Below are 19447 nucleotides of genomic sequence, written 5' to 3' on the forward strand. Positions count from 1 at the left end.
CCGGCCACCCCCCAGGCACCTCCCCAGGAGAACCAGCATGAACATCATCAAACGGGCGCTCGCAGCCGCTGCGATCGCCTCGAGTCTCTGCGCGCCGGCTTTCGCCGACACGACGCTGACTGTGCATTATCCGATGCCGGGCTTCTTCAAGGACGTGATGGACAAGATCTCCAAGAAGTTCATGGAGGAAAATCCCGACGTCAAGATCAGCTTCGCCAGCCCCTCGGCGACCTATGAGGAGGGCGTCCAGACGATCCTGCGCCAGTTCGGTACCGCCGAGGCGCCGGACATCACCTTCATCGGCCTCAACCGGCTGCGCATGGTCAATGAGCGCGACATCCCGCTCGACCTCGCGCCGCTGATGGCCAAGGAGGGCGACATGTCCGCCAAGGGCTTTTCGGACAACATCCTGAAGCTCGCCCAGGTCGACGGCAAGCAGGTCGGCCTCGCCTTCGCGACGTCGAACCCGATCATGTACTACAATGCCGATCTCGTCCGCGCGGCCGGCGGCAACCCCGACGTCCCGCCGACCACCTGGGACGAGGTCATCGCGCTCGGCGGCAAGATCAAGGCGCTCGGCGACGGCAATGAGGGCATCGACTTCCGCTGGCAAGGCGATGACTGGATGTTCTCCGCGCTGCTGTTCGGCGCCGGCGGCCACATGCTGGACGACGACCGCAAGAAGGTCGCCTTCGGCGGTCCCGAGGGTCTCGCGGCGATGACGGTGCTGGGTCGCATGGTCAAGGAGGGTGGCCTGCCCGTCCTCACCAAGCAGGCCGGCGAGCAGGCCTTCGTCGCCGGCAAGGTCGGCTTCGCCTTCCAGACCACGGGCGCGCTGCGCAACACCATCAACAATGTCGGCGAGAAGTTTGACCTGCGCACCGGTCCGATCCCGATGATCGACCCCGCCAAGGGCCATCTGCCGACCGGCGGCAATGCCGTCGTCATCCTCACCCGCGACGAAGCCAAGCTCGATGCCGCCTGGCGCTTCGCCACGTTCGCCGCCGGTCCTTACGGCGCCTCGGTCGTCGTGCCGGGCACCGGCTACGTCCCGAACAACGAACTCGCCGCGACCTCCAAGGACTACCTCGCCGACTTCTACGAGAAGAACCCTCTGTTCCGCGCCGGCCTGAACCAGATGCCGAAGATGGTGCCTTGGTATGCCTTCCCCGGCTCGAACGGCGTGCGGGTGACCCAGACCATCGTCGACAACCTCTCGCGCATCGTCGAGCAGTCGGCGACCCCGGAAGAGGCGCTCGCCGACGCCGCCGACGAGGTGCAGAAGCTGCTGCCGCGGAAGTAAACCGACTCTTGAGACGGACGGGACGGACGGAAAGGGCGGGCCGGCAACGGTCCGCCCTTTTGGCGTTACCGGAGGTCCCGGACGGTGCCGCCGGGATAGAGCTGGACATCCATCATCATGCTCCGGGCCGGCGCGGCGTTGTCGAGCATGTCGAGGAGGAGCGAAGCGGCGACGGCGCCCATCGCCGCGTTCGGAATGTCGACCGTCGAGAGGGTCGGCGCGATCATCCGGCCGATCGCCATGCCGTCGAAACCGGCGACCGAGACGTCCGCGGGCACGGCGACGCCATGGCTACGCAGCGCGTGGAGGACGCCGAGCGCCAGGAGGTCGTTCGAGGCGATGATCGCAGTCGGCCGGTGTTCGGCGAGCGCGCCGGTGAGATCGAGCATGGCGTAGTCGTCGATGAACGACACCTCGACCGGCTCCAGCGGGGCGAGCCCCGCCGACATCATCGCCGCACGGTACCCCTGGTGACGCCGCGCTGCCCGATCGGAGGCGTTGAACTCGCCGGAGACGAAGAGGATGCGGCGGTGCCCGAGGTGAACGAGATGCGCCGTCAGCCGCTCTGCCGCCCGGTGGTTGTCGACCGTCACCGCCGCCGGATGATCCGGCGTCGCCGCATTGTGCAGCAGCACGGTCGGCGGCAAGGCGCCCCGCAAGGCGGCACTGTCGGCGGCCGAGCACACCGTCAGGATCAGCCCGCGCGGCCGTTCGGCCAGAAGCGCCGCGACCGCCTCCACTTCCTGCTCGGGATCGTAGTTCGACTGCGCGATGAGGACGCCGTGCCCGGCCCCGCGCATCCGCTCCTGGATGCTCGACAGCGACTGCGCGAACACCGGATTGGTCACGCTCGGCACGAGGACACCGATCATCCGCCGCTCATGGCGCCGGACATAGAGGCTCGCCGCCAGCTCGCTCTCCGCTTGCCGGACGCGCCGGATCATCTCCGCGCCGACCGGCCCGGACCGGTTCAGCACCCGGCCGACGGTCGAGACGGAACATGCCGCCCGACGCGCGATCTCCTCATAGGTCGCCATGTGCTTCTCTGCTGCCGATGGTGCGCTGGAAAACAAGGATCGCCGGCCACCATCCATCACCCGGCTTCCGCAGACGGAACGGCTCACGGCACGGGGACGGCAGCACGGGCGCATGATGCGGCGCACCAATGGCATGGACAAGCCACGAAAACGAATGGCGGCGATGCACCGTCATTCGGGTGGCCGGGATGTGGAAGGCAGTTATGCGGGAGAAAGTGTCCTGGTGGAGCTGAGCTCCACCGAACTTGTGCTTGCTGTCGTCCGCTACCGTTCGCAGAGCCCTTGCGGAGCAATGGATCTAAGTCTTCCTCTCGCCGCTCGCGTTCGCTATGGTTCGCCGCTATCCCCACTTTGAAGTGGGGAAAAGAGTGGGGAAGGCATGGCGAGAACGGCAAACAAGCTCACCGACGCGGCTGCGAAGTCGAGCGCTCTGAAGCCAGGGCGCCATTCGGATGGTGCCGGGCTTTATCTGAATATCTCCCCGACTGGCTCCAAATCGTGGATTTTCATGTGGACCGCCGGCGGCCGGCGGCGAGAAATGGGCCTGGGCGCCTATCCCGCAATCGGCTTGGCGAAAGCACGCAAGATGGCGTCCGAAAATAGAGAGGCCATTGCTGACGGGCGAGATCCGATCGCGGAGCGAGCGCGTGAGGCAGAGCCGACATTCGGGGAGTGCGCCGATCTGGTGATCGCCTCTATGGAAGGGGCGTGGCGTAACGAAAAGCATCGGTATCAGTGGAGCCAAACGCTCGGTCCTTCATACTGCAAAGCGATCCGCGATCGCCATGTCTCGATGATCACGACCGATGATGTGCTGAAGGTGCTGAAGCCGATCTGGCAAACGAAGGCTGAAACAGCATCCAGGGTCCGCGGGCGCATCGAACGCGTCCTTGATTTCGCGAAGGCGCGCGGTTGGCGCTCCGGCGAGAATCCAGCGCTGTGGCGCGGCCACCTTTCCAACATCTTGCCGTCTCCAAAGAAGAGCGACGCTCACTTCGCGGCGCTGCCCTACGACGAGCTCCCCTCGTTCTTGGCTCGCGTTCGCGCCGCCGATGCAATGGCCGCTCGAGCACTGGAGTTTACGATCCTGACCGCGGCCCGATCTGGCGAGACGCGCGGTGCCGTTTGGGCAGAGATCGACATGGACAAGGCCGCGTGGACGATCCCTGGCAAGCGCATGAAGGCCGGCAAGGAACACCGCGTCCCGCTGTCGGGCCGGGCACTGGAGATACTGCGAGCGCTCGCCGAAGCGCGGACAGGCGATCTGGTTTTCCCGACGCAGAAGCGAGAGGCGCCGCTGTCGGATATGGCGATGACGATGTTCCTGCGTCGTCTGAAGGTCGACGTCACGGTGCACGGCTTCCGCTCTGCCTTCCGCGACTGGTGCGGCAACGAAACCAGCTTCTCGCGTGAGGTCGCCGAACAAGCGCTGGCGCACCTGGTCGGCGACGCAGTCGAGCGAGCCTATCGCCGCGGCGACGCGCTGGAGAAGCGGCGGAAGCTGATGGAGGCCTGGGCCGCCTATCTTGAGCCTGCCAAAGGCGGGAACGTCGTGGAGCTGCGAAAGTCCTGACGACTTTCCATCATCCTCTACCTCTCGGCTTTTTCGGCAGGGCTTTCGCCTCCCTCGCGAGCGCGGCAATTCCCTCATCGGCTTCCTGTTGACGGGCTTCCTTCCGCCGGGCGTCGAATACGGCATACTGGCGCTCGGCATGGCGTTTCGCATCCGGCCCCGCCACACTGCCACCTCTGGATAAGACTGAGCGATTGAGGTTCCGCAACTGTTGGTCCAAAAGATTTCGAGCGTCCTGCATGACAATCAGACGGCCGATCTTTAGCTGGTCGTCGAAGATGTCGAGTAGGATTGTCGTCAGCCGGTTCAACTCGTCGATTTCGACCTGCGCCAGATAGTTCTTCGACGTGGCGACATCGCTTTTTCGGATATTGTCGTTCGGCCAGCTCTGGAGGCCCATGTTTGGATCCGATGCCTTCGCGCGCGCCACGACGATTTCGGCCGGCGTGTGCGAAGTGACGGCGTAAACGAGCTTGGCCTGCGTCTGCATAAAGAAATCGCGGGCGGCGTCGCTGCTGGCTTCGTAGTCCTGGCACAGCGCGCAGATGGCTTTCAGCTCTCGGTAGACGTTAGCTTCGTCCGCCCGAATATCGCGGATGATCTCCCGCAGCTCGGCAACACGATCCGAGTTTTCTGGCTGCTTGAGACGCAGCGCGTCGACCACGAAGCCTTTTGTCGCGAACTGGACAAGCACGCCCGTCGCCCAGCGCCGGAAGACCGTCGCTTGCGCCGATGAGACGCGATAGCCCACCGAAATGACCATATCGAGGCTGTAAAGCGTTACAGGCTTTGTCGAGTTTGCAGTTTGCACTTTTTGCAAATTGCTCTCTTCCGGCAGTTCGCCTTCCTCGATCACGTTGGCGATGTGGCGAGAAACCGTGGAAACGTCCCTTCCGAAAAGCTGCCCGATTTGCGCTTGCGTCATCCAGAGCGCTTCGCCCTCATAGCGTATGTCAAGCCGCAAGCCCTTCTCGGCGCCGTAGACCAGGAAGCGGTCGCCAGTAACCTCGTCCTCAACTAGGTGGACTGGCTCCATCTCACTGTCGCTCATTCTGCACGCTCCTTTCGCAGCCGCACCCCTGGCCCCTCGCCATTCTCGGCAATGAAGATGACACCCGCAGCCTCATAGACACGCTGGATTGCAGATATGGTGGATGCTTGCGGCCCGCGTCCCTCAAGTTCGTCCTGTTCTATCCGGCTGACGGTGTTCGGTGTGACGCTGGCGAGCTCGGCCACATCCCTAACCCCCATCTTCAATAGGGCACGAGCAGCGCGAGCTTGAGACGGCTTCATCGATAATCCATATCTTTTTAGATACATTGTATTGACTGATACGAAGTCTCGTTATAGATACAGGATATCGATAACGAGGGCAACCGCCATGTACGACCGCCGTGCCATCATGACAGCCGCATGGGCTCGCTACCGTGCCGCCTACCGCAACTATCGTTTTCAGCCTGCCGCGTTCCGCAAGCCCTTCGGATCGAATAGAGCGCCGCCAAGCACAAGGCCGAATACGCCAAGCAGCAAGCCGCCCGCCGCGCTCTCGCTGTCCAGACCTTCAACGCCTCCCCCGTCGCCGCGCCGGTCCTGTCCCCGATGGAAGCCCGCATCGACGCCCTGAAAATATCTGCCGTTCCGCTACGACCTCGCCGCCGCAGAGCGGGCGATCCGCGCCGAATACGCCTCCTAAGCCCTACTCAAGCGAACCAGCCGTCCCCTCACATCACTGGAGCTAACTCGATGCCGAACCATGTTCAGGTTGCCGCCGAAGGCTTGCCTGCAGATCCGATGCTCGCTCTCACACAGAAGCTTGAGGCTGCACTGGCCCTGCAGCTCACACTTCCCAACGCCGAGGCTGACGAACTCGGGACGACCACGATATCGGACCTCTACGGGGCTCTCTGGACCGCAACGCCAGCGACGACCAGCTTGGAAGGCGCAGCGGGCGCTCTGCGGGCAATGGTCGGCTTCAACGACATGGAGGCTTCCGACCTCGCCGTTATCAATTCGGTCCTCGCATTCCTGACAAAGGCTCCTGAGCCCGAGCCGGTCGATCCGTTCCTTGATTTGCTGGACCGCTACCGGGAACAGGATGCCATCTGGAACGCCCAGTCGGAATTTCTCGAAGACGACGACTTCGACGCGCTTTGGCGGACGATTGTCGGCCCGGTCTGGGATGAGCTGATCCAGCAGCCCCCGGCGATTACCACGCAGCGCGGGGCCGTCGAAGCGCTGCGTCAGACGATAGCGGAGCAGCGGACCCACGAAGGGACCTTTGAGCACTCCGCTCTTACCGCCGCGCTCGCCTATTTCGACGCCGCCGCCGCAACCAGCCTCAAGACGGGAGACCTCTAATGTCGGACCAGATCAAAGCCGCGGCGGCAAAGCCGACTATCTCGCGCCGGTCCTTCCTGGCTACGTGTGCGGCGGGAAGCGCCCTCATCGTCGCTGGAACGGTCGCTGGCACCGCGGCCATGGCTACCAGCTTGGCGCGGCTCTCTGCCCTGATCAAGCGACACAAGCACGCCGGCGCCGACTTCGACGCCGCCTGCAAGCGTTTCGATGAGGCCTATGCCGTCCTCGACGCCTCACCCATCACCTACCAGACCTCCGCCGGCCTGCTTACGCTTTACAAGGAGCCGATGACGCACACAGTCGAGGCAGGCGCTGTGCCCGTCGCCATCGTCAACGCCAGGGCTACACGATACCTCATGGAGCCCTTCACCCTAGAAGAGGTGCGGGCATTCTCCGCAGCCTCCAAGGCGACGTTCACTGCGGACGTTGCTGCCTTTCAGGAGGCGGGCAAGGAGTACGACAGGCGCCGAGCTGCAAGCGGAGTGACCGCGGCAGAACTCGTCCTTAATGATGCGCATGCCTCGGAATACGACCTCTGGGAGGAGCTGCTAGCGTTCCCCTGCGCCGAGGTTGACGAGATTCGCGCCAAGGTCGCCTATGTCCTGGCTACCCCGCTGCTTATGGAGCGCCTGCTAGGCGAGGACGACGACCCAAACGCCGAAATGTGCAACTTGCTGCGCTCTATCTGCGGCCCGTCCGGTGAGCCCGCGTGATGGTCTGGGAAGTTCGCTCCCAGCAAGACGAGGTGGCGGCCGGCGGGCGCCTTGCTGCCGAGACGTTCGGCAATGAGATCCTGTCCGCAGCGCTGGCCCTCTACACGATCGAACGAAGCTGGGAAGTTGCCCGAATGATGGGCCGCGCAGAGGCCAGCCCGCAGTTGTTGCGAAGCCTCGCTATTCGAGGCGCGCATAGCATCGTCGACCTGATGGAGAGGCGGCAGCGGCGATACCGCAAGAAGTTGCGGCGCCGCGGCGCGGCCGAAGCTCTTGGAGAAACCGCATGATCCGCATGATGCTGTCGGCCCCTTTCGTCGCAGCGATGATCTGGACCAGCCGAATGGCCCTCCGGTTAGCTGTTGCAGCAATGCCAGAGTTGGCGGAAGACCACCGGCCTACTGTTCCGCAGCGGAGGCAGCGGAGTGGCAAGCAATGAGCCCGGCAGTTCGAAAATTCACCTCGCCACATCCAGGCCACACACCCTATATTCGCACAGCGCGGAGCCAGTCAGCCAGCTGTCGCTTCTCGCCACCGCCGGGATGCTTGCCCCGCGTTTCCACGATGGCGGCAGACGGCAAATTTATGGGTTGCGATAGCGCCGATATGATCGACCCCGTCATCGCCCGAATTCTTGATCGCAACTGCCCTTTGGAGATCGATGTAGAAATTCGAAAGCTTTACGGGGCGACAGGAAAATCCGTTGGTCTCACCCCGCAATGGACCGAGGATCGTGCTACTGCCTTTGGCCGGCGCGCTCTTGAAATCGCCTATCTTGCCAAACTCAACGGTGTTGAAGAGCGTAAAAAGAGCGACCAGCTGGTAGAGTGGAAGGTCGGGGAGAGCACGATCAACAGTGCTAGAACAGCATTCCGCGAAATGTTGCTGTACTTAAGCCCAACAGACGGAAAGATGTGCAATCCGAATTTGCTGGCTGGTCCGCTTTATAAGAAAGCTAAATTAGAAAATCCTGCAGCTGCGCCGCCTGATATACATAGACTTGCTGTTGCTCAAGCGGAAGCCCTTCTTGCCGCTATGTCGGTGTTGAACGGCATGCCCGCATTCTTCCAAAACGGGCGGGAGACTATGGCTTCGACCATCCAAAACCCCGGCTCACCCGAGCGAGCATGGTTCATGTTTCGCCTAGCGGAGGCATGGATCTACCTAGTCGGAAGGCTACCAGGCCGAAACAAGGACCTGTTAAAAAATCCATTTTTGCGGTTCGCTATTGCGGGATGGGCAGATATCGGTGGGGACCAGGACGACGGCTTTGGCAACTTTCTCCACGACGCATTAGACGGCAATAGCGTCCTTGGATCGCTGGCTCTCTCAGACAGTCCACCCTTCTGGGCATAGGGTGCGAAACCCATCTGAAAGTAGCAATGGGGTCTAGCATCCTATCCTCGCTCTGACGTGTGGAATCTACCCGTGAACGCTAGCGCACTGCAGCGTTTGCGCCGCTGGCCGGTACGCCAGCGAGGATAGTCGCGTGACCCGCATTGCTGTCACTGTCGCCGATGCCACGACCCTTTCGGGCCTCGGGAAAACCAAGCTCTACGAAGAAATCCGCGCCGGAAAGATCCAGACGCGCAAGGCGGGCAGCCGGACATTGATCCTCGTGGAGGATCTTGAGGCTTACGTCCGCGCGCTTCCGCTCGCCGGCCAGAAAGAGGCTGCGTAGCCCATCATGCCAAACATCATTGAAGCCGGTCACGCTGCGGGGCGTGACCGGGCTTCGGAATGCATTCTGTGGCGGAATGCTTCTGAAGTAGACTCCATCCCGACAATCGTCAACCAGGCAGCTTGGATCTCCGCCCGCTACGGGCTCGGGGATGCCCATGCGCGCGTCGTCGCCGAGCATGCCTTTTTAAAGGGATCGCTCCGTTGACCGATTTCAAGACGATCGCCATCGACAACATCGTCCGCAGGAAAGACGCTCGACCAACCGATGACAACAAGCTGATGGAGCTGGAGGATAGCGTCCGCCGTCTCGGCCTTCTCAATCCTTTGACCGTCCGGGCTATCTCTGGCGGCGAGTTTGAAGTCTTGGCTGGTGGACACCGCTTCGCGGCCTGCCATGCCGCTGGTTTCCATGAGATTGCGTGCCACGTCGTCGACCTCGACGAGGACCATGCCAAACTGGCGATGATCGACGAAAACCTCTGCCGAGCCGAACTAGGAACTGCCGAGCGCGTGCAGCAGATCGCCAAGCGAAAGGCGATCTATCTCAAACTTCACCCGGAGACGGCTCAGCATGTGGCCGGGGGCAAGGCCCGCCAGGAAACAGCGAGCGCCAACTTGTCGTTTGCTGCCAACACGGCATCGGCGACAGGTCGCTCCGAGCGCACGATCCAGCGCGACGCTGAGCGTGGCGAGAAGATCGCCCCCGAGGCCATCGCCGAGATCCGCGGCACTCGCTTGGACACCGGTGCCTATCTCGACGAGGTGAAGCGCCTCCCCCGTGAGCAGCAGCCCGAGAAGGTCCGTCAGGATCTCGCCGAGCCGTTACGCGCTCGCGAGCCGCGCCAGGACGGCGGCCGGCCTACAGAGCGCCCTGCCGCCCCAACGATTAGCGATGCTGTCCAACGGTTCCTCGATGTCACCGCCGAGCTCGCCAAAGTCGACTTTCAGGCTGTTGCCTCTGGGTTCACACCGCCGCAGCGCGCCGTCCTCCTGCGTTCCTGCCGGCATTTCCTGCCGCTTTTTGAAATGCTGGATGAGGCCTTGGGAGGCGAGAACGATGGCTAACTCCGGACGCTACGGCCTCGCCCCGCATCAGGTCCCGTCTCCGCCTCAGTCGGACGACTGGATCGACATTCTCCGTTGGTACGTCGCGGTGAGCGACGTAGACGACCCGGATCTCCCGTTCATGGCCGACCTGTTGGCGACCGTATGCTCTGGCAAGGCGCTCACCGCTCGTAAGGCCAAGGCGGCGAATGCCGTCCTCAACAGCGCCACAACGCTTTGGCGCCACCGCGCGCTGGCATGCCAGCGGCCCTTCCGGCTGCATCTGGTCGAACACGAGGAGCGCCCCCATGCGTGATTTCAGCAAGGTTGCGCCTCGCTTCTGGATCGGCCGTACGGGGCGGCTTCTCCGCGGCGATCCGGAGGCTCAGCTTGTTGCCCTCTATCTGCTGACGGCGCCGGGATCGTCGATGATCGGTGTCTACTACTGCCCGATCTCGGCGATTGCGAACGAAACGGGCCTTAGTTTGGAAGGGGCTTCGAAGGGGCTTCGAAGGGCCATCGAAGGGGATTTCTGCCTTTACGACGACGCCCTCGAATGGGTGTGGGTCTGCGAGATGGCCCGATACCAATTCGAGCCCACATTGGCGCCCAAGGACAAGCGCGTAATTGGCATTGCGCGTGAGTTCGAGAAACTCCCGGAAAGTGTTATAAAACAAAGGTTTTACACCCGGTACCGCTCGGCGTTTCACCTTCCAAGCTGGTCACTGGCCCAGCCACTTCCCCCAAGGGCCTTCGAAGGGGCTTCGGAGACCCATCGAAGCATAGAGATGGAGAGGGAGACGGATAGAACACCTAGCCAGGGGCAGGGCTTATCAGGATATGGCTCTACAGGGAACGATGGACGAGGACGTCTCGCCGTCGTCGCGGGTTCAGCTCGCGCTGCCGGGGAGGTGGCCCGATGAAGTTCGATCTTCACCCCCATCAGTCCGCTGCCCTTGAAATGATCCGGGGATCGCTCATGGCCGGGCATCGCCGCCTGATGCTGCAGGCGCCGACTGGCTTCGGCAAAACCCTCTTGGCCGCGGCGATCGTCGAAGGCGCCCTTCGCAAGGGCAAACGCGTCATCTTCACCGTGCCGAGCATTGGCCTCGTCGACCAGACCGTCGAGCGGTTCAAGGAGCAGGGCATCGACGCGATCGGCGTCATGCAGGGCTACCATCCGCTAACGGATGGAAAGCAGCCAGTGCAGGTGTGTTCGATCCAGACGCTGACGCGCCGCCGCGTCCCGATGGCCGATGTCGTCATCATCGACGAGGCGCACCTATGGTTCAAATTCATCGAGCGGTGGATGCAACTGCCCGAGTGGCAGAACGTGCCGTTCGTCGGCACCTCGGCCACGCCGTGGACGAAGGGCCTCGGCAAGCATTACACGGATTTGCTGATCGCGGCGAAACTCGATGACCTGATCGCCGCCGGCTACCTTTCGCCGTTCAAGGCCTTCGCGCCGTAGCATCCCGATCTCAGTGGCGTGCGCACCGTTGCCGGCGACTTTCACGAAGGCGAGTTGTCCGACGTCATGAGCCAGCCGGTTCTCGTCGCGGACGTCGTTGCCACCTGGCTGAAGCAGGGTGAGGACCGGCCGACGCTCTGTTTCGCAGTGGACCGCGCCCATGCTCGCAAATTGGCGTCGCAGTTCGAGGGCGCTGGCGTGGCGACCGGCTATGTCGACGCCGACACGCCCCGCGATGAGCGTGAGATGATTGGCCGGCGGCTGGAGCGCGGGCAGATCAAGGTGGTCTGCAATGTCGGGTGCCTGACGACCGGCATCGACTGGGATGTCCGTTGCATCATCCTAGCCCGTCCGACCCGCTCGGAGATGCTCTTTTGCCAGATCATCGGCCGCGGGCTTCGGACGGCTGCCGGCAAGGCCGACTGCCTGATTCTGGATCATTCTGACACGATGATAAGGCTCGGCCTGCCGACCGACATTCATCACGATCGCCTCGACATGGGCAGGCATCAGGAAAGCGCCGCGCGGAAGGCCGAGCGCCCGACGCCACTGCCGAAAGAGTGTAAGGTCTGCACCTACCTGAAGCCCGCGGGAATCCAGAAATGCCCGAGCTGCGGTTTCGAACCTGAACGGCAATCCCAAATCGAGGAGGTGGCCGGCGATCTGGTCCAGCTGAATGGCAAGCGCCGAAAGAAGGGCGACGCGACACCCGAGGAGCGCCAGGCGTTCTACTCGATGTGCATCTGGTACGCCGAGATGAAGGGCCACAAGTCCGGCTCAGCGGCATGGAGGTTCAAAGAAAAGTTCGGCGTCTTCCCGCGGGGCCTGTCGGATAATCCAATTGCACCCGATACCGCATTCCTCGGTTGGACGAAATCGAGGGACATCGGCCGCGCAAAGGCTCATGCCCGAATGAAAGCAGTAGCTGCGAGGGAGACATCCCATGCGCACTGAACCGCTGAAGGACCGCGCAGTCGGCCAGTGGACGGCCATCCTCGGCGCGATCGGCATCGCGTCGCACTTCCTCAAAAACAAGCACGGCCCATGTCCAATATGCGGTGGGAAAGATCGCTTCCGCTTTGACGATAAAGGCGGGCGCGGCACATGGATCTGCAACAACTGCGAGGCGGGCGACGGCATCGAGCTCGTAAAGCGATACCTAGGCGTCGAGTTCAGGGTTGCTGCCCAGGAGATCGAGAAGCATATCGGCGAATCCCCGATTCTGCGGCATGGAGGACAGGCCGACAACGATGCGAAGCGGCGCGAAGAGATGGCCGCGCTTTGGAGGCGCGCGCGTCCGGTGACGCTCGATGACGCGGCTGGAAAATACCTGAACGCGAGGGCCGGCGTAACCGAGTTCCCGAGCTTCCTGCGGTTCTCGCCTGATGAGCGCTACGTGGAAAAGGGAGTGAAGCCCAGCTGGCACCCGGCCATGATCGCAGCCGTCATGCCGAGTGACGCGGCGCTTGCTGCGGGCGAGACGGCGGCGCTCCATCGCACCTACCTGACCCCGGAAGGAGACAAGGCCGACGTCGCCTCGCCGCGAAAGATGATGGGTGCCATGCCCACGGGCGCAGCCGTGCGCCTGATGCCGCATACCGACATTCTCGGGATCTCCGAGGGCATCGAGACAGCCCTGTCGGCGGCGGCAATCCACAACGTGCCGTGCTGGGCTGCGTTGAATGCTCTGCTACTCGAACGATGGGAGCCACCGGCGGGGCTGCGAGCTCTGTTCATCTTTGGCGACAACGATGCCAGCTCCACAGGGCAGGCCGCATCCTACGCCTTGGCGAAGCGGATGAAGGCGAAGGGACTCGACGTGCATATCGAGATCCCCCCGCGCATAGGGCAAGACTGGAACGATGTCTGGCTGGCGCAGAGCGCCGTGAAAGAATATCGATGATCAGCGAACGATTTATTCCGCAGGCGTTCGCAGGCGTCCGGCGACAAAATCGGAAGCATAGACCAGTAGGCGGGGGCGGTATAATCTGTATGTGTATTACAGAGCAAGGAACGTCCCATGTCTCGATACCCTGAAGTGCTTCAGCTTCGCGTCCAGCCAGGAATGAATTCTGCGCTTGAAGCCATCGCCCGCCAGGAAGGTAAGCGGGCGCCCGACGTCGTTCGCGAGGCCCTTGCCGCTCTCCTGCAGCAGCGTGCGCCGAAAGGGAGGGCTGCCTGATGTCCGCTCCGGCAGCATCCCCCGGCTTCCTTTTCGGCGGGGACACAGGCATCTCTTACGATGCGCTACAGAAGCGACGCGCAGTGCTAGATGCGATGATCGCCCGACAGTCCGGCTCTGCTCCGAAGAACGTAGGCGAGGGGATCTACGCACTCGGCCAAGGCTTCGCCAACGGTCTCGAGGCACGCCGGCTGCGGCTCGCCGAAGAGAGCATGGCCAAGCAGGGTGAAGGCATCAATGCCGATCTGGCGGGGATGATGGCGCCCCCAGCCTCTGCACCTATCGAAGCTCCTACTGCTGGGCCTGGGGCTGACTTCGGCGGCGCCACTGGCGCGATTGCGGACGCATCCACTCCTGCAGCTTCTGGCCTCAAGCCTGCCGAGGCCGAGGGCTACGCCACGAAATACTACATCGATAAGGGCTTGGCCCCGTATCAGGCCGCTGGCATGGTCGGGAACCTGATCCAGGAAAGCACGCTCAATACGGGCGCCAACAATGCTGGCGATGGCCGCGATGGGTCGGACAGCATCGGCGTTGGTCAGTGGAACAGTGACCGCGCTCAAAACCTCATGGCGTTTGCCAAGGGCACGGGCCGCGACCTATCCAATCTCGACACCCAGCTTGATTTCACCCTGCACGAAATGGGCATGGGTAATGCTGAGTGGAAGAAGCTGCCCGGCTTCGGCGCGGAGTCTCGCGCCGGCCAGATGCTTCGCAGCGCGAAGGACGTGCGGGAAGCCACGGCCGCCGGCATCAGCTACGAGCGCCCTCAGGGGTGGTCCGCGAAGAACCCATTCGCTGGCCACGGCTGGGACAACCGTATCGGCCACGCCCAGCGCTTGGCGGGCGGCAAGTGGGACCAAGCGGCTGTCGCGCCCGTCCAGCCTGCCCCGGTGCAGGTCGCATCTGCCGATCCTAACTTCATGCCGGAAGCCGCTGTTCAGCAGCCGCAGGCCGCGGCTGTTGCAGACCTTCCGCCTGCTCCCGTGCCGGACTTCCTCACCGCTGGCACGCCTGCAACCACGCGGCCGGTCGAGATGCCCCCCGGCCCGTTGCCTGAGCCGGGGCAGACGCCTAGCCTCCCGGTTCAAGCTGCCGCTCCTGTCGAGACGGCGGCTGTGGCTGCTCCGAGCGTCGCACCCATGCCTCCCGCTCAGACCGTAGGCGCTAACCCTGTCCCGCCGAGCGAACCTGCTATCGCGATGGATGACCCGCGGTTCGATCCGCGCACCTCTCCCGAGATGCGCCAGGCGATGATCTCGGGCGACTTCGATGGCCTCGGCTTCAAGAGTGCTCAGTCTGCCGAAACTGCCGGGGGCCCGCCCATGCCCCCAGCGCCGACGCAGCGAGTTGCCCAAGCGATGATAGATCGCGGGATCACGCCCCCGGTCGCCGAGGCATCCCCTCAGGTGAAGATGGTTGGAAGCGCTGTTCAGGAGGCGCAGGCCAGACAAGGCCAGCCTCCGCAGGATCCCCGCATCGGCATGGCCATGCGCGTGATGCAGAACCCGGCCGCATCGCCGGAACAGAGGGCTGTCGCTACAACGGTACTTCAGGGCGCCATGCAGGAACGCCGGCAGGCCGAAGAGCGTGGCTACGAGACACAGCAGGCCGAGCGCAACCGCCAGAACGGCTTGGCCGACTATCGCACCAAGCTCGAGCTGGATGCCCAATATGGGGCCCCGCCGTCTGGATATCGCCGTACAGGGCAGGGCGGCTTGGAGCCGATCCCCGGTGGCCCTCAGGACCCGAGCGCCAACTTCAAGCCGAACCTGCAGAGCGTCTATCTCGATGGACGTGAACAGAAGGGTTACTTCGATGCCGCGAACAAATGGACGCCGGTTGGAGATCCGAAGGCGCCCAGCAGCGGTGGCGGTGTCACCGTTCTGCCCGATGGCACGGTCCAGGTTGGTGGCGGTGGGGTAAAGGTCCCTGCGAACTTCATGCCCGACCCAAACAATCCTGGCGCGGTAACACCGATCCCGGGTGGCCCCGGTGAGCAGATCTCAGGTGAACTTGCAGCGCGTCTCGGCCTGGCGAACGAGTTCCTGCAGAAGGCACCAGAGCTTCGGAAGCACCTGGAGAGCGGTGAGGCATCCGGCCCCATCGACGTCTTCCAAGCTCGCAACAACCAGTCGAGCGGCCAGGCCGGTGTCCACCGAGATCTGGAATATGGCGTTGAAGCCCTTGTCCGCATGCTTACCGGCGCCGGCATGAATGCATCGGAAGCCGACGAGCGGGCTCGCCGATATCTCCCCACCTACACCGATGATGCCTCCTCGATGACAGCAAAGCTCGATGGCCTGACGGAATATCTCAAGGCGACGAAGGATGCCGCCATGCTCGGCAGAGGGGGGGCTCCTGGTGCCCTTGGCGGCGGTCAGCCGAATGGTGGCGGGCAGAACAGCGGTCAGACTGATTACCGCAGCCGGTATGGATTGGAGTAGGGCGCATGGCAGATCTCGACCTATCCCGCGTCAAAAGAAACGTGGCCAAGATGGCGGGCATGGGCGCCCCTATTGAAGACATCGATGGCTATATTGCATCCGAGGGGACGACCGTTGATGCGGTTCGGGCTTTCAAAGCTGCAAGCTCGCAGCCATCAGGTAGCACAACACCAGATGCGGCTCCTGCCTACGGTGGCGCAGCCCTGAATGCGACAGCCGGCGCCAATGAAGCGCTTTATGGAATTGCAGGTCTTCCGGTCGATGCCGTTCGCGGCGCCATGAACCTTGGTGTTCGCGGCATCAACGCTGTGACTGGCTCCGATATCGGCCAGATCCCAGAGAACTCTTTCGGCGGGTCCCGTTTCATCGCGGAAACGATGGGGCGAGCGGCTCCTGTCCTGGACCCACGCAACACGGTGGCATCCAGCGGCGAGGAGCGGGTTGCCCGCGGTGTCGGACAGGGCGTCGCCGGCACCGTCCTTCCTGCCGGCATCCTTGGCGCGGCAGACCGGCTAGGCATGGTTGCCCCGGCTGCGGTTGAGATGGGCACTCAACTTGTAGGGCGCTCGGGCAGCGTCGGCGCGGTTGCTGGCGATGCATTCGCAGGAGCAACGGCGGGTGCCGGTGCAGCCGCAGCCCAAGAAGTCGTCCCCGAAGAGTACAAGACGGTTGCCGGCTTCGCTGGCGGTCTGGTCGGTGGTGGAGCCGGCGCTCTTGCTACCGGCATCCCGCGGGTGGCCAGCAGTGCGGTCGACATGGGCAGCGACTTCATGGCGCCGCTGACGGCTGGTGGGCGTGACCGGCTTGCAGGCCAGCAGCTCGACCAGGCTTCCCGGGCGGGAGTGTCCGGCGATCCACGGGCTTTCGATGCGCCGAGCGGCAACCGAGCCGACCTTATTCGGGCGCTTCGGCAGCGGGAGACGCTCGTTGCTGGGTCGGAGCCAACGGCTTTCCAGACGACCGGCAACATGGGCCTTGGCGCTCTAGAACGGGCGGCACAGACCAAAGACCCGGTTCCCTTCCAGGATCGCCGAGCCGAGCAGAATACGGCCCGCGTCGCAGCCTTGGACGGGCTACAGCCTGGTGGAGCCCCTGAGCAGGTCTCCCGTGTCCTGAAGGAGCGGATGGACGCCATCGACTCCGAGACGATGAAGGAATTGACCGCGGCCCAGGAGTGGGAGCGCGGTGCAAGCCGCCAGCTTGGCACCCCGCTTGAGCCGGAAGTTGCCGGTGGTGTGCTGCGGGAGCGCATCCAGTCGGTCCGTGACCAGGCCAAGCTCAAGGAAAAGGCCCTATGGGAGGCGGTCGATCCCGATGGGACATTGGCTTTGCCGGCCAACAATGCGCGCAAGTACGTGACCGATGCCAAGAGCAACATTCCGGCCTCGGCCAAGCCACCTGTTGGGGAGGAAGCTGAAATCTACCGCGTCCTCGGCCAGTACGGTGATGTCTCGTCTTTCCGCGAGGTCCAGGCGCTTCAGAGCCGGGTGAAGACCGAGATGCGCCGAGAGCGTTCTGAAGCCGGTGAGACGCCAGCCTATGCCCGCCTGGCAGAACTGAACTCGGCACTGTTCCGTGACCTTGAAAGTGCGGCGGTCCAGAAGGTACAACATCAGACACCGGCGGTCGCCCGCGGCGAGATGCGCCTAGAAGATACCGTTGAGGCCTACCTTCTCCGTGAACAAGACCGCTGGATCAATGAGCGAAAAGAAGCGGCCGGGGGCGTCGGTCCTACGGGCTTTGCGGGATCTGCCGGAAGTGGATCACGGGCCGTTCCTGGCTCATATCGAGCAGAAAGCCAGGCGGGAGGGCGACTTGGAGGTCCTCAGAGCGATCCGCGACTATCGGGAAATGGTCTCCAGCCAACCTTCGACCCTGCCGCCCTCGATCGCCTAACGTCAGCCCGAGACGCCACCAACGAGCGCGTCAACACTTTCGACAATCCCACCTTGCGGCCAATGCTGAAGCGGCCTGCGACGACTGCGCCCTATGATATGCGGGCGTCGGCTGTCCCCCAGCGGCTGTTCACTGCTGGCAATGGCGCCTTCGAGAAGATCCAGACCTACCGTGCTGCCGCGGGCAACGATCCTCGCTCGATGCAGGCGCTTGAAGGCTATGCGATCGACAGCCTGCGCAAGTACGCTGTGGACCGTGACACGGGCGCGGTAAACCCGGGGCGCCTGGGGAACTGGCGCCGGGCACATGCCGACGCCTTGCGAGGCTTTCCCGAGCTCGACATCCGCATCGGCAATGCCTCTGACGCGGCCAAGGCTGTCGAAAGCAGGGTCGTCGGTCGCAAGGCATCGCTGGACCGGGCGCAGGCTGGTGTCCTAGGCAAGATCATGGGTGCCGAAGACCCGCAGGATGTCACCCGCATGGTGGGCTCGCTCTTCGGGCGGCAGGATAGCGTTGCCCAGATGGGCAGGCTCCGCGAGGTGGTAGGCGTCAACCCTGACGCAGTAGAGGGGCTTCGCAAGTCAGTTGCCGACTACATCACCGGGCGCTTCGTTGGGAACACCGAGGTAGGCACAAGCGGCCAAGCCGGCATAAAGGCCGATCAGTTCCAGACCTTCATCCGCCTGAACAAGCCGGCGCTGGCTCTGGTCTACAAGCCTAAAGAGGTAGAGCTGCTGGAGGCGGTCGCCGCTGATCTGTCGCAGGCCAATCGCTCCCTGACATCGGTCAAGATTCCGGGCCAGTCGAATACCGCCCAGGATCGCTTCGCCATTCGCGACAGCGACAGTCCGACATCGACACTGGCCAAGCTGGCCATTGCCTCCGCGGCTACCGGTGGCAGCATCGGTGTCGCAGCTGGATCGCTCTCGGGTGTGGCAGCCACAGTCGGTGTCGGTCTGATCGGCGCCCTCAGGGAAAACGGCATCCGTACCGTCGACGAACTGGTCAGGGACGCACTCCTTCACCCCGACCGGGCTGCGATGCTGCTGGAAAAAGTGCCGACGCAGAACGCCACACAGCACCTTCGGTCGATTGCTCAGCGCTACCGCAGTTCAGCCATCGCCAGCGCGAGAACAGCATTCGGTGATGATGACGAGCCAATAGCGCCTCCTGCGCCTCTTATGCCTCTGTTTCCCTCTGGGATCATGGGCGGCGGCTCGGCGGTCGAACCGCTCATGCCTGTGTCTCGTCCCCGTGCTGATCGGGATCTGACGCCCCGCGAAAAAGTTGCCGGCGCATTGCTCGAGCGTCAGCGCGTTAGCCCCCCAAAAAGGATCAACGAGAAGGTTCGCATGATCCTTGAAGCCCTCCAGAAGCGAGAAGCTGCATGACAACCTTGAGCGCCCGCGACATCGGCAATGAGATGTCCCGCCATGTGCACAACAAGGCTAACGGAGCCACGGACAACGCATACATTTGCAAGCTGATTGATCTCCTTGCAGAAGCTCCGGCTAACACGTCGGAAGACGCGCTGGCCTTCCTCGTCTGGTCCACCGGCTTCCTGAAAGAGGTGCTGGCGACCATGCCGGATGTCGATCCCGGCGAGCCCGATCCGAAATACCTGATCTCCCTTTCCCTGGTCCTTGCCACGCGAGCCACTGAAGCCCTCGAGAAGGTCACAGGCATTGAGGCCGCGACCATGGAAGGCGACGTGCGCCGTCGCAACTGAAAGGAACTGGC

Annotated in this window: 19 protein-coding genes; 16 read left to right on the plus strand and 3 right to left on the minus strand. The window is 63.2% G+C overall.

What is annotated here, in order from left to right:
- The first annotated feature begins 37 nt into the window (after window positions 1–37).
- Window positions 38–1303, plus strand: a complete 1266-nt coding sequence (locus ACZLZY_RS17335) for an ABC transporter substrate-binding protein (RefSeq protein ID WP_472935459.1) — start codon at window positions 38–40, stop codon at window positions 1301–1303.
- Between the two features lie 65 nt (window positions 1304–1368).
- On the opposite strand, the gene ACZLZY_RS17340 is transcribed toward ACZLZY_RS17335, so the two are convergent.
- Complete coding sequence (locus ACZLZY_RS17340; protein WP_472935460.1) at window positions 1369–2340, minus strand: substrate-binding domain-containing protein; 972 nt, start codon at window positions 2338–2340, stop codon at window positions 1369–1371.
- A 379-nt stretch (window positions 2341–2719) separates the two neighbouring features.
- Between ACZLZY_RS17340 and ACZLZY_RS17345 the strand changes: the two genes are divergently transcribed.
- Window positions 2720–3913: a tyrosine-type recombinase/integrase gene (locus ACZLZY_RS17345; RefSeq protein WP_472935461.1), complete on the plus strand. Its 1194-nt coding sequence runs from the start codon at window positions 2720–2722 to the stop codon at window positions 3911–3913.
- A 10-nt stretch (window positions 3914–3923) separates the two neighbouring features.
- Here the strand turns inward: ACZLZY_RS17345 and rhuM are convergent, their stop codons facing one another.
- Window positions 3924–4964, minus strand: a complete 1041-nt coding sequence (gene rhuM, locus ACZLZY_RS17350) for a RhuM family protein (RefSeq protein ID WP_472935462.1) — start codon at window positions 4962–4964, stop codon at window positions 3924–3926.
- A 692-nt stretch (window positions 4965–5656) separates the two neighbouring features.
- On the opposite strand from rhuM, the gene ACZLZY_RS17355 reads away from it, so the two are divergent.
- The 11 genes from ACZLZY_RS17355 (at window position 5657) to ACZLZY_RS17405 (ending at window position 13085) form a co-directional block, all read left to right on the plus strand.
- Window positions 5657–6271: a hypothetical protein gene (locus tag ACZLZY_RS17355; protein WP_472935463.1), complete on the plus strand. Its 615-nt coding sequence runs from the start codon at window positions 5657–5659 to the stop codon at window positions 6269–6271.
- Window positions 6271–6984 (plus strand): hypothetical protein, encoded by a 714-nt coding sequence (locus ACZLZY_RS17360; RefSeq protein WP_472935464.1) that lies wholly within the window; start codon window positions 6271–6273, stop codon window positions 6982–6984. Before ACZLZY_RS17355 ends, ACZLZY_RS17360 begins: the two co-directional genes overlap by 1 nt.
- Window positions 6981–7274: a hypothetical protein gene (locus ACZLZY_RS17365; RefSeq protein WP_472935465.1), complete on the plus strand. Its 294-nt coding sequence runs from the start codon at window positions 6981–6983 to the stop codon at window positions 7272–7274. Before ACZLZY_RS17360 ends, ACZLZY_RS17365 begins: the two co-directional genes overlap by 4 nt.
- A 316-nt stretch (window positions 7275–7590) precedes the next feature.
- Window positions 7591–8340 (plus strand): hypothetical protein, encoded by a 750-nt coding sequence (locus ACZLZY_RS17370; RefSeq protein ID WP_472935466.1) that lies wholly within the window; start codon window positions 7591–7593, stop codon window positions 8338–8340.
- 133 nt (window positions 8341–8473) lie between these two features.
- Window positions 8474–8665 carry a helix-turn-helix domain-containing protein gene (locus ACZLZY_RS17375; RefSeq protein ID WP_472935467.1) on the plus strand — a complete coding sequence of 64 codons (192 nt, stop codon included), beginning with the start codon at window positions 8474–8476 and terminating at the stop codon, window positions 8663–8665.
- 203 nt (window positions 8666–8868) lie between these two features.
- Window positions 8869–9732, plus strand: coding sequence for a ParB/RepB/Spo0J family partition protein (locus ACZLZY_RS17380; RefSeq protein WP_472935468.1), 864 nt, complete (start codon window positions 8869–8871; stop codon window positions 9730–9732).
- Window positions 9725–10027, plus strand: coding sequence for a hypothetical protein (locus ACZLZY_RS17385; protein WP_472935469.1), 303 nt, complete (start codon window positions 9725–9727; stop codon window positions 10025–10027). Before ACZLZY_RS17380 ends, ACZLZY_RS17385 begins: the two co-directional genes overlap by 8 nt.
- The gene (locus tag ACZLZY_RS17390) at window positions 10020–10634 is read left to right on the plus strand and encodes a hypothetical protein (protein WP_472935470.1); all 615 of its coding nucleotides are present in this window, start codon (window positions 10020–10022) and stop codon (window positions 10632–10634) included. Before ACZLZY_RS17385 ends, ACZLZY_RS17390 begins: the two co-directional genes overlap by 8 nt.
- Complete coding sequence (locus tag ACZLZY_RS17395) at window positions 10631–11182, plus strand: DEAD/DEAH box helicase (protein ID WP_472935471.1); 552 nt, start codon at window positions 10631–10633, stop codon at window positions 11180–11182. The genes ACZLZY_RS17390 and ACZLZY_RS17395 overlap by 4 nt, the downstream gene beginning before the upstream one ends.
- Before the next feature lie 18 nt (window positions 11183–11200).
- On the plus strand, window positions 11201–12136 hold the full coding sequence (locus ACZLZY_RS17400; RefSeq protein ID WP_472935472.1) for a DEAD/DEAH box helicase: 936 nt from the start codon (window positions 11201–11203) through the stop codon (window positions 12134–12136).
- Window positions 12126–13085: a DUF7146 domain-containing protein gene (locus tag ACZLZY_RS17405; RefSeq protein ID WP_472935473.1), complete on the plus strand. Its 960-nt coding sequence runs from the start codon at window positions 12126–12128 to the stop codon at window positions 13083–13085. Before ACZLZY_RS17400 ends, ACZLZY_RS17405 begins: the two co-directional genes overlap by 11 nt.
- 96 nt (window positions 13086–13181) lie before the next feature.
- Here ACZLZY_RS17405 and ACZLZY_RS17410 read toward each other — a convergent pair whose 3' ends face one another.
- Complete coding sequence (locus ACZLZY_RS17410; protein ID WP_496253591.1) at window positions 13182–13382, minus strand: hypothetical protein; 201 nt, start codon at window positions 13380–13382, stop codon at window positions 13182–13184.
- 65 nt (window positions 13383–13447) lie between these two features.
- Between ACZLZY_RS17410 and ACZLZY_RS17415 the strand changes: the two genes are divergently transcribed.
- From ACZLZY_RS17415 to ACZLZY_RS17425, 3 genes are read left to right on the plus strand one after another with little or no spacing between them, the layout of a single operon-like run.
- Window positions 13448–15811, plus strand: a complete 2364-nt coding sequence (locus ACZLZY_RS17415; RefSeq protein ID WP_496253592.1) for a phage tail tip lysozyme — start codon at window positions 13448–13450, stop codon at window positions 15809–15811.
- Between the two features lie 5 nt (window positions 15812–15816).
- Entirely contained in the window at window positions 15817–19098 is a 3282-nt protein-coding gene (locus ACZLZY_RS17420) for a hypothetical protein (protein ID WP_472935475.1), read from the plus strand.
- Complete coding sequence (locus tag ACZLZY_RS17425) at window positions 19095–19436, plus strand: hypothetical protein (RefSeq protein WP_496253593.1); 342 nt, start codon at window positions 19095–19097, stop codon at window positions 19434–19436. Before ACZLZY_RS17420 ends, ACZLZY_RS17425 begins: the two co-directional genes overlap by 4 nt.
- Window positions 19437–19447: the final 11 nt, after the last annotated feature.

The sequence above is a fragment of the Mesocryomonas lacus genome, from assembly GCF_055730135.2.

Excerpts from the sequence above, each read along its gene's own strand:
- ACZLZY_RS17335 (WP_472935459.1), top strand. The coding sequence starts at position 38 with ATGAACATCATCAAACGGGCGCTCGCAGCCGCTGCGATCGCCTCGAGT.
- ACZLZY_RS17340 (WP_472935460.1), bottom strand. The coding sequence starts at position 2,340 with ATGGCGACCTATGAGGAGATCGCGCGTCGGGCGGCATGTTCCGTCTCG.
- ACZLZY_RS17345 (WP_472935461.1), top strand. The coding sequence starts at position 2,720 with ATGGCGAGAACGGCAAACAAGCTCACCGACGCGGCTGCGAAGTCGAGC.
- rhuM (WP_472935462.1), bottom strand. The coding sequence starts at position 4,964 with ATGAGCGACAGTGAGATGGAGCCAGTCCACCTAGTTGAGGACGAGGTT.
- ACZLZY_RS17355 (WP_472935463.1), top strand. The coding sequence starts at position 5,657 with ATGCCGAACCATGTTCAGGTTGCCGCCGAAGGCTTGCCTGCAGATCCG.
- ACZLZY_RS17360 (WP_472935464.1), top strand. The coding sequence starts at position 6,271 with ATGTCGGACCAGATCAAAGCCGCGGCGGCAAAGCCGACTATCTCGCGC.
- ACZLZY_RS17370 (WP_472935466.1), top strand. The coding sequence starts at position 7,591 with ATGATCGACCCCGTCATCGCCCGAATTCTTGATCGCAACTGCCCTTTG.
- ACZLZY_RS17385 (WP_472935469.1), top strand. The coding sequence starts at position 9,725 with ATGGCTAACTCCGGACGCTACGGCCTCGCCCCGCATCAGGTCCCGTCT.
- ACZLZY_RS17390 (WP_472935470.1), top strand. The coding sequence starts at position 10,020 with ATGCGTGATTTCAGCAAGGTTGCGCCTCGCTTCTGGATCGGCCGTACG.
- ACZLZY_RS17395 (WP_472935471.1), top strand. The coding sequence starts at position 10,631 with ATGAAGTTCGATCTTCACCCCCATCAGTCCGCTGCCCTTGAAATGATC.
- ACZLZY_RS17405 (WP_472935473.1), top strand. The coding sequence starts at position 12,126 with ATGCGCACTGAACCGCTGAAGGACCGCGCAGTCGGCCAGTGGACGGCC.
- ACZLZY_RS17410 (WP_496253591.1), bottom strand. The coding sequence starts at position 13,382 with ATGCTGCCGGAGCGGACATCAGGCAGCCCTCCCTTTCGGCGCACGCTG.
- ACZLZY_RS17420 (WP_472935475.1), top strand. The coding sequence starts at position 15,817 with ATGGCAGATCTCGACCTATCCCGCGTCAAAAGAAACGTGGCCAAGATG.
- ACZLZY_RS17425 (WP_496253593.1), top strand. The coding sequence starts at position 19,095 with ATGACAACCTTGAGCGCCCGCGACATCGGCAATGAGATGTCCCGCCAT.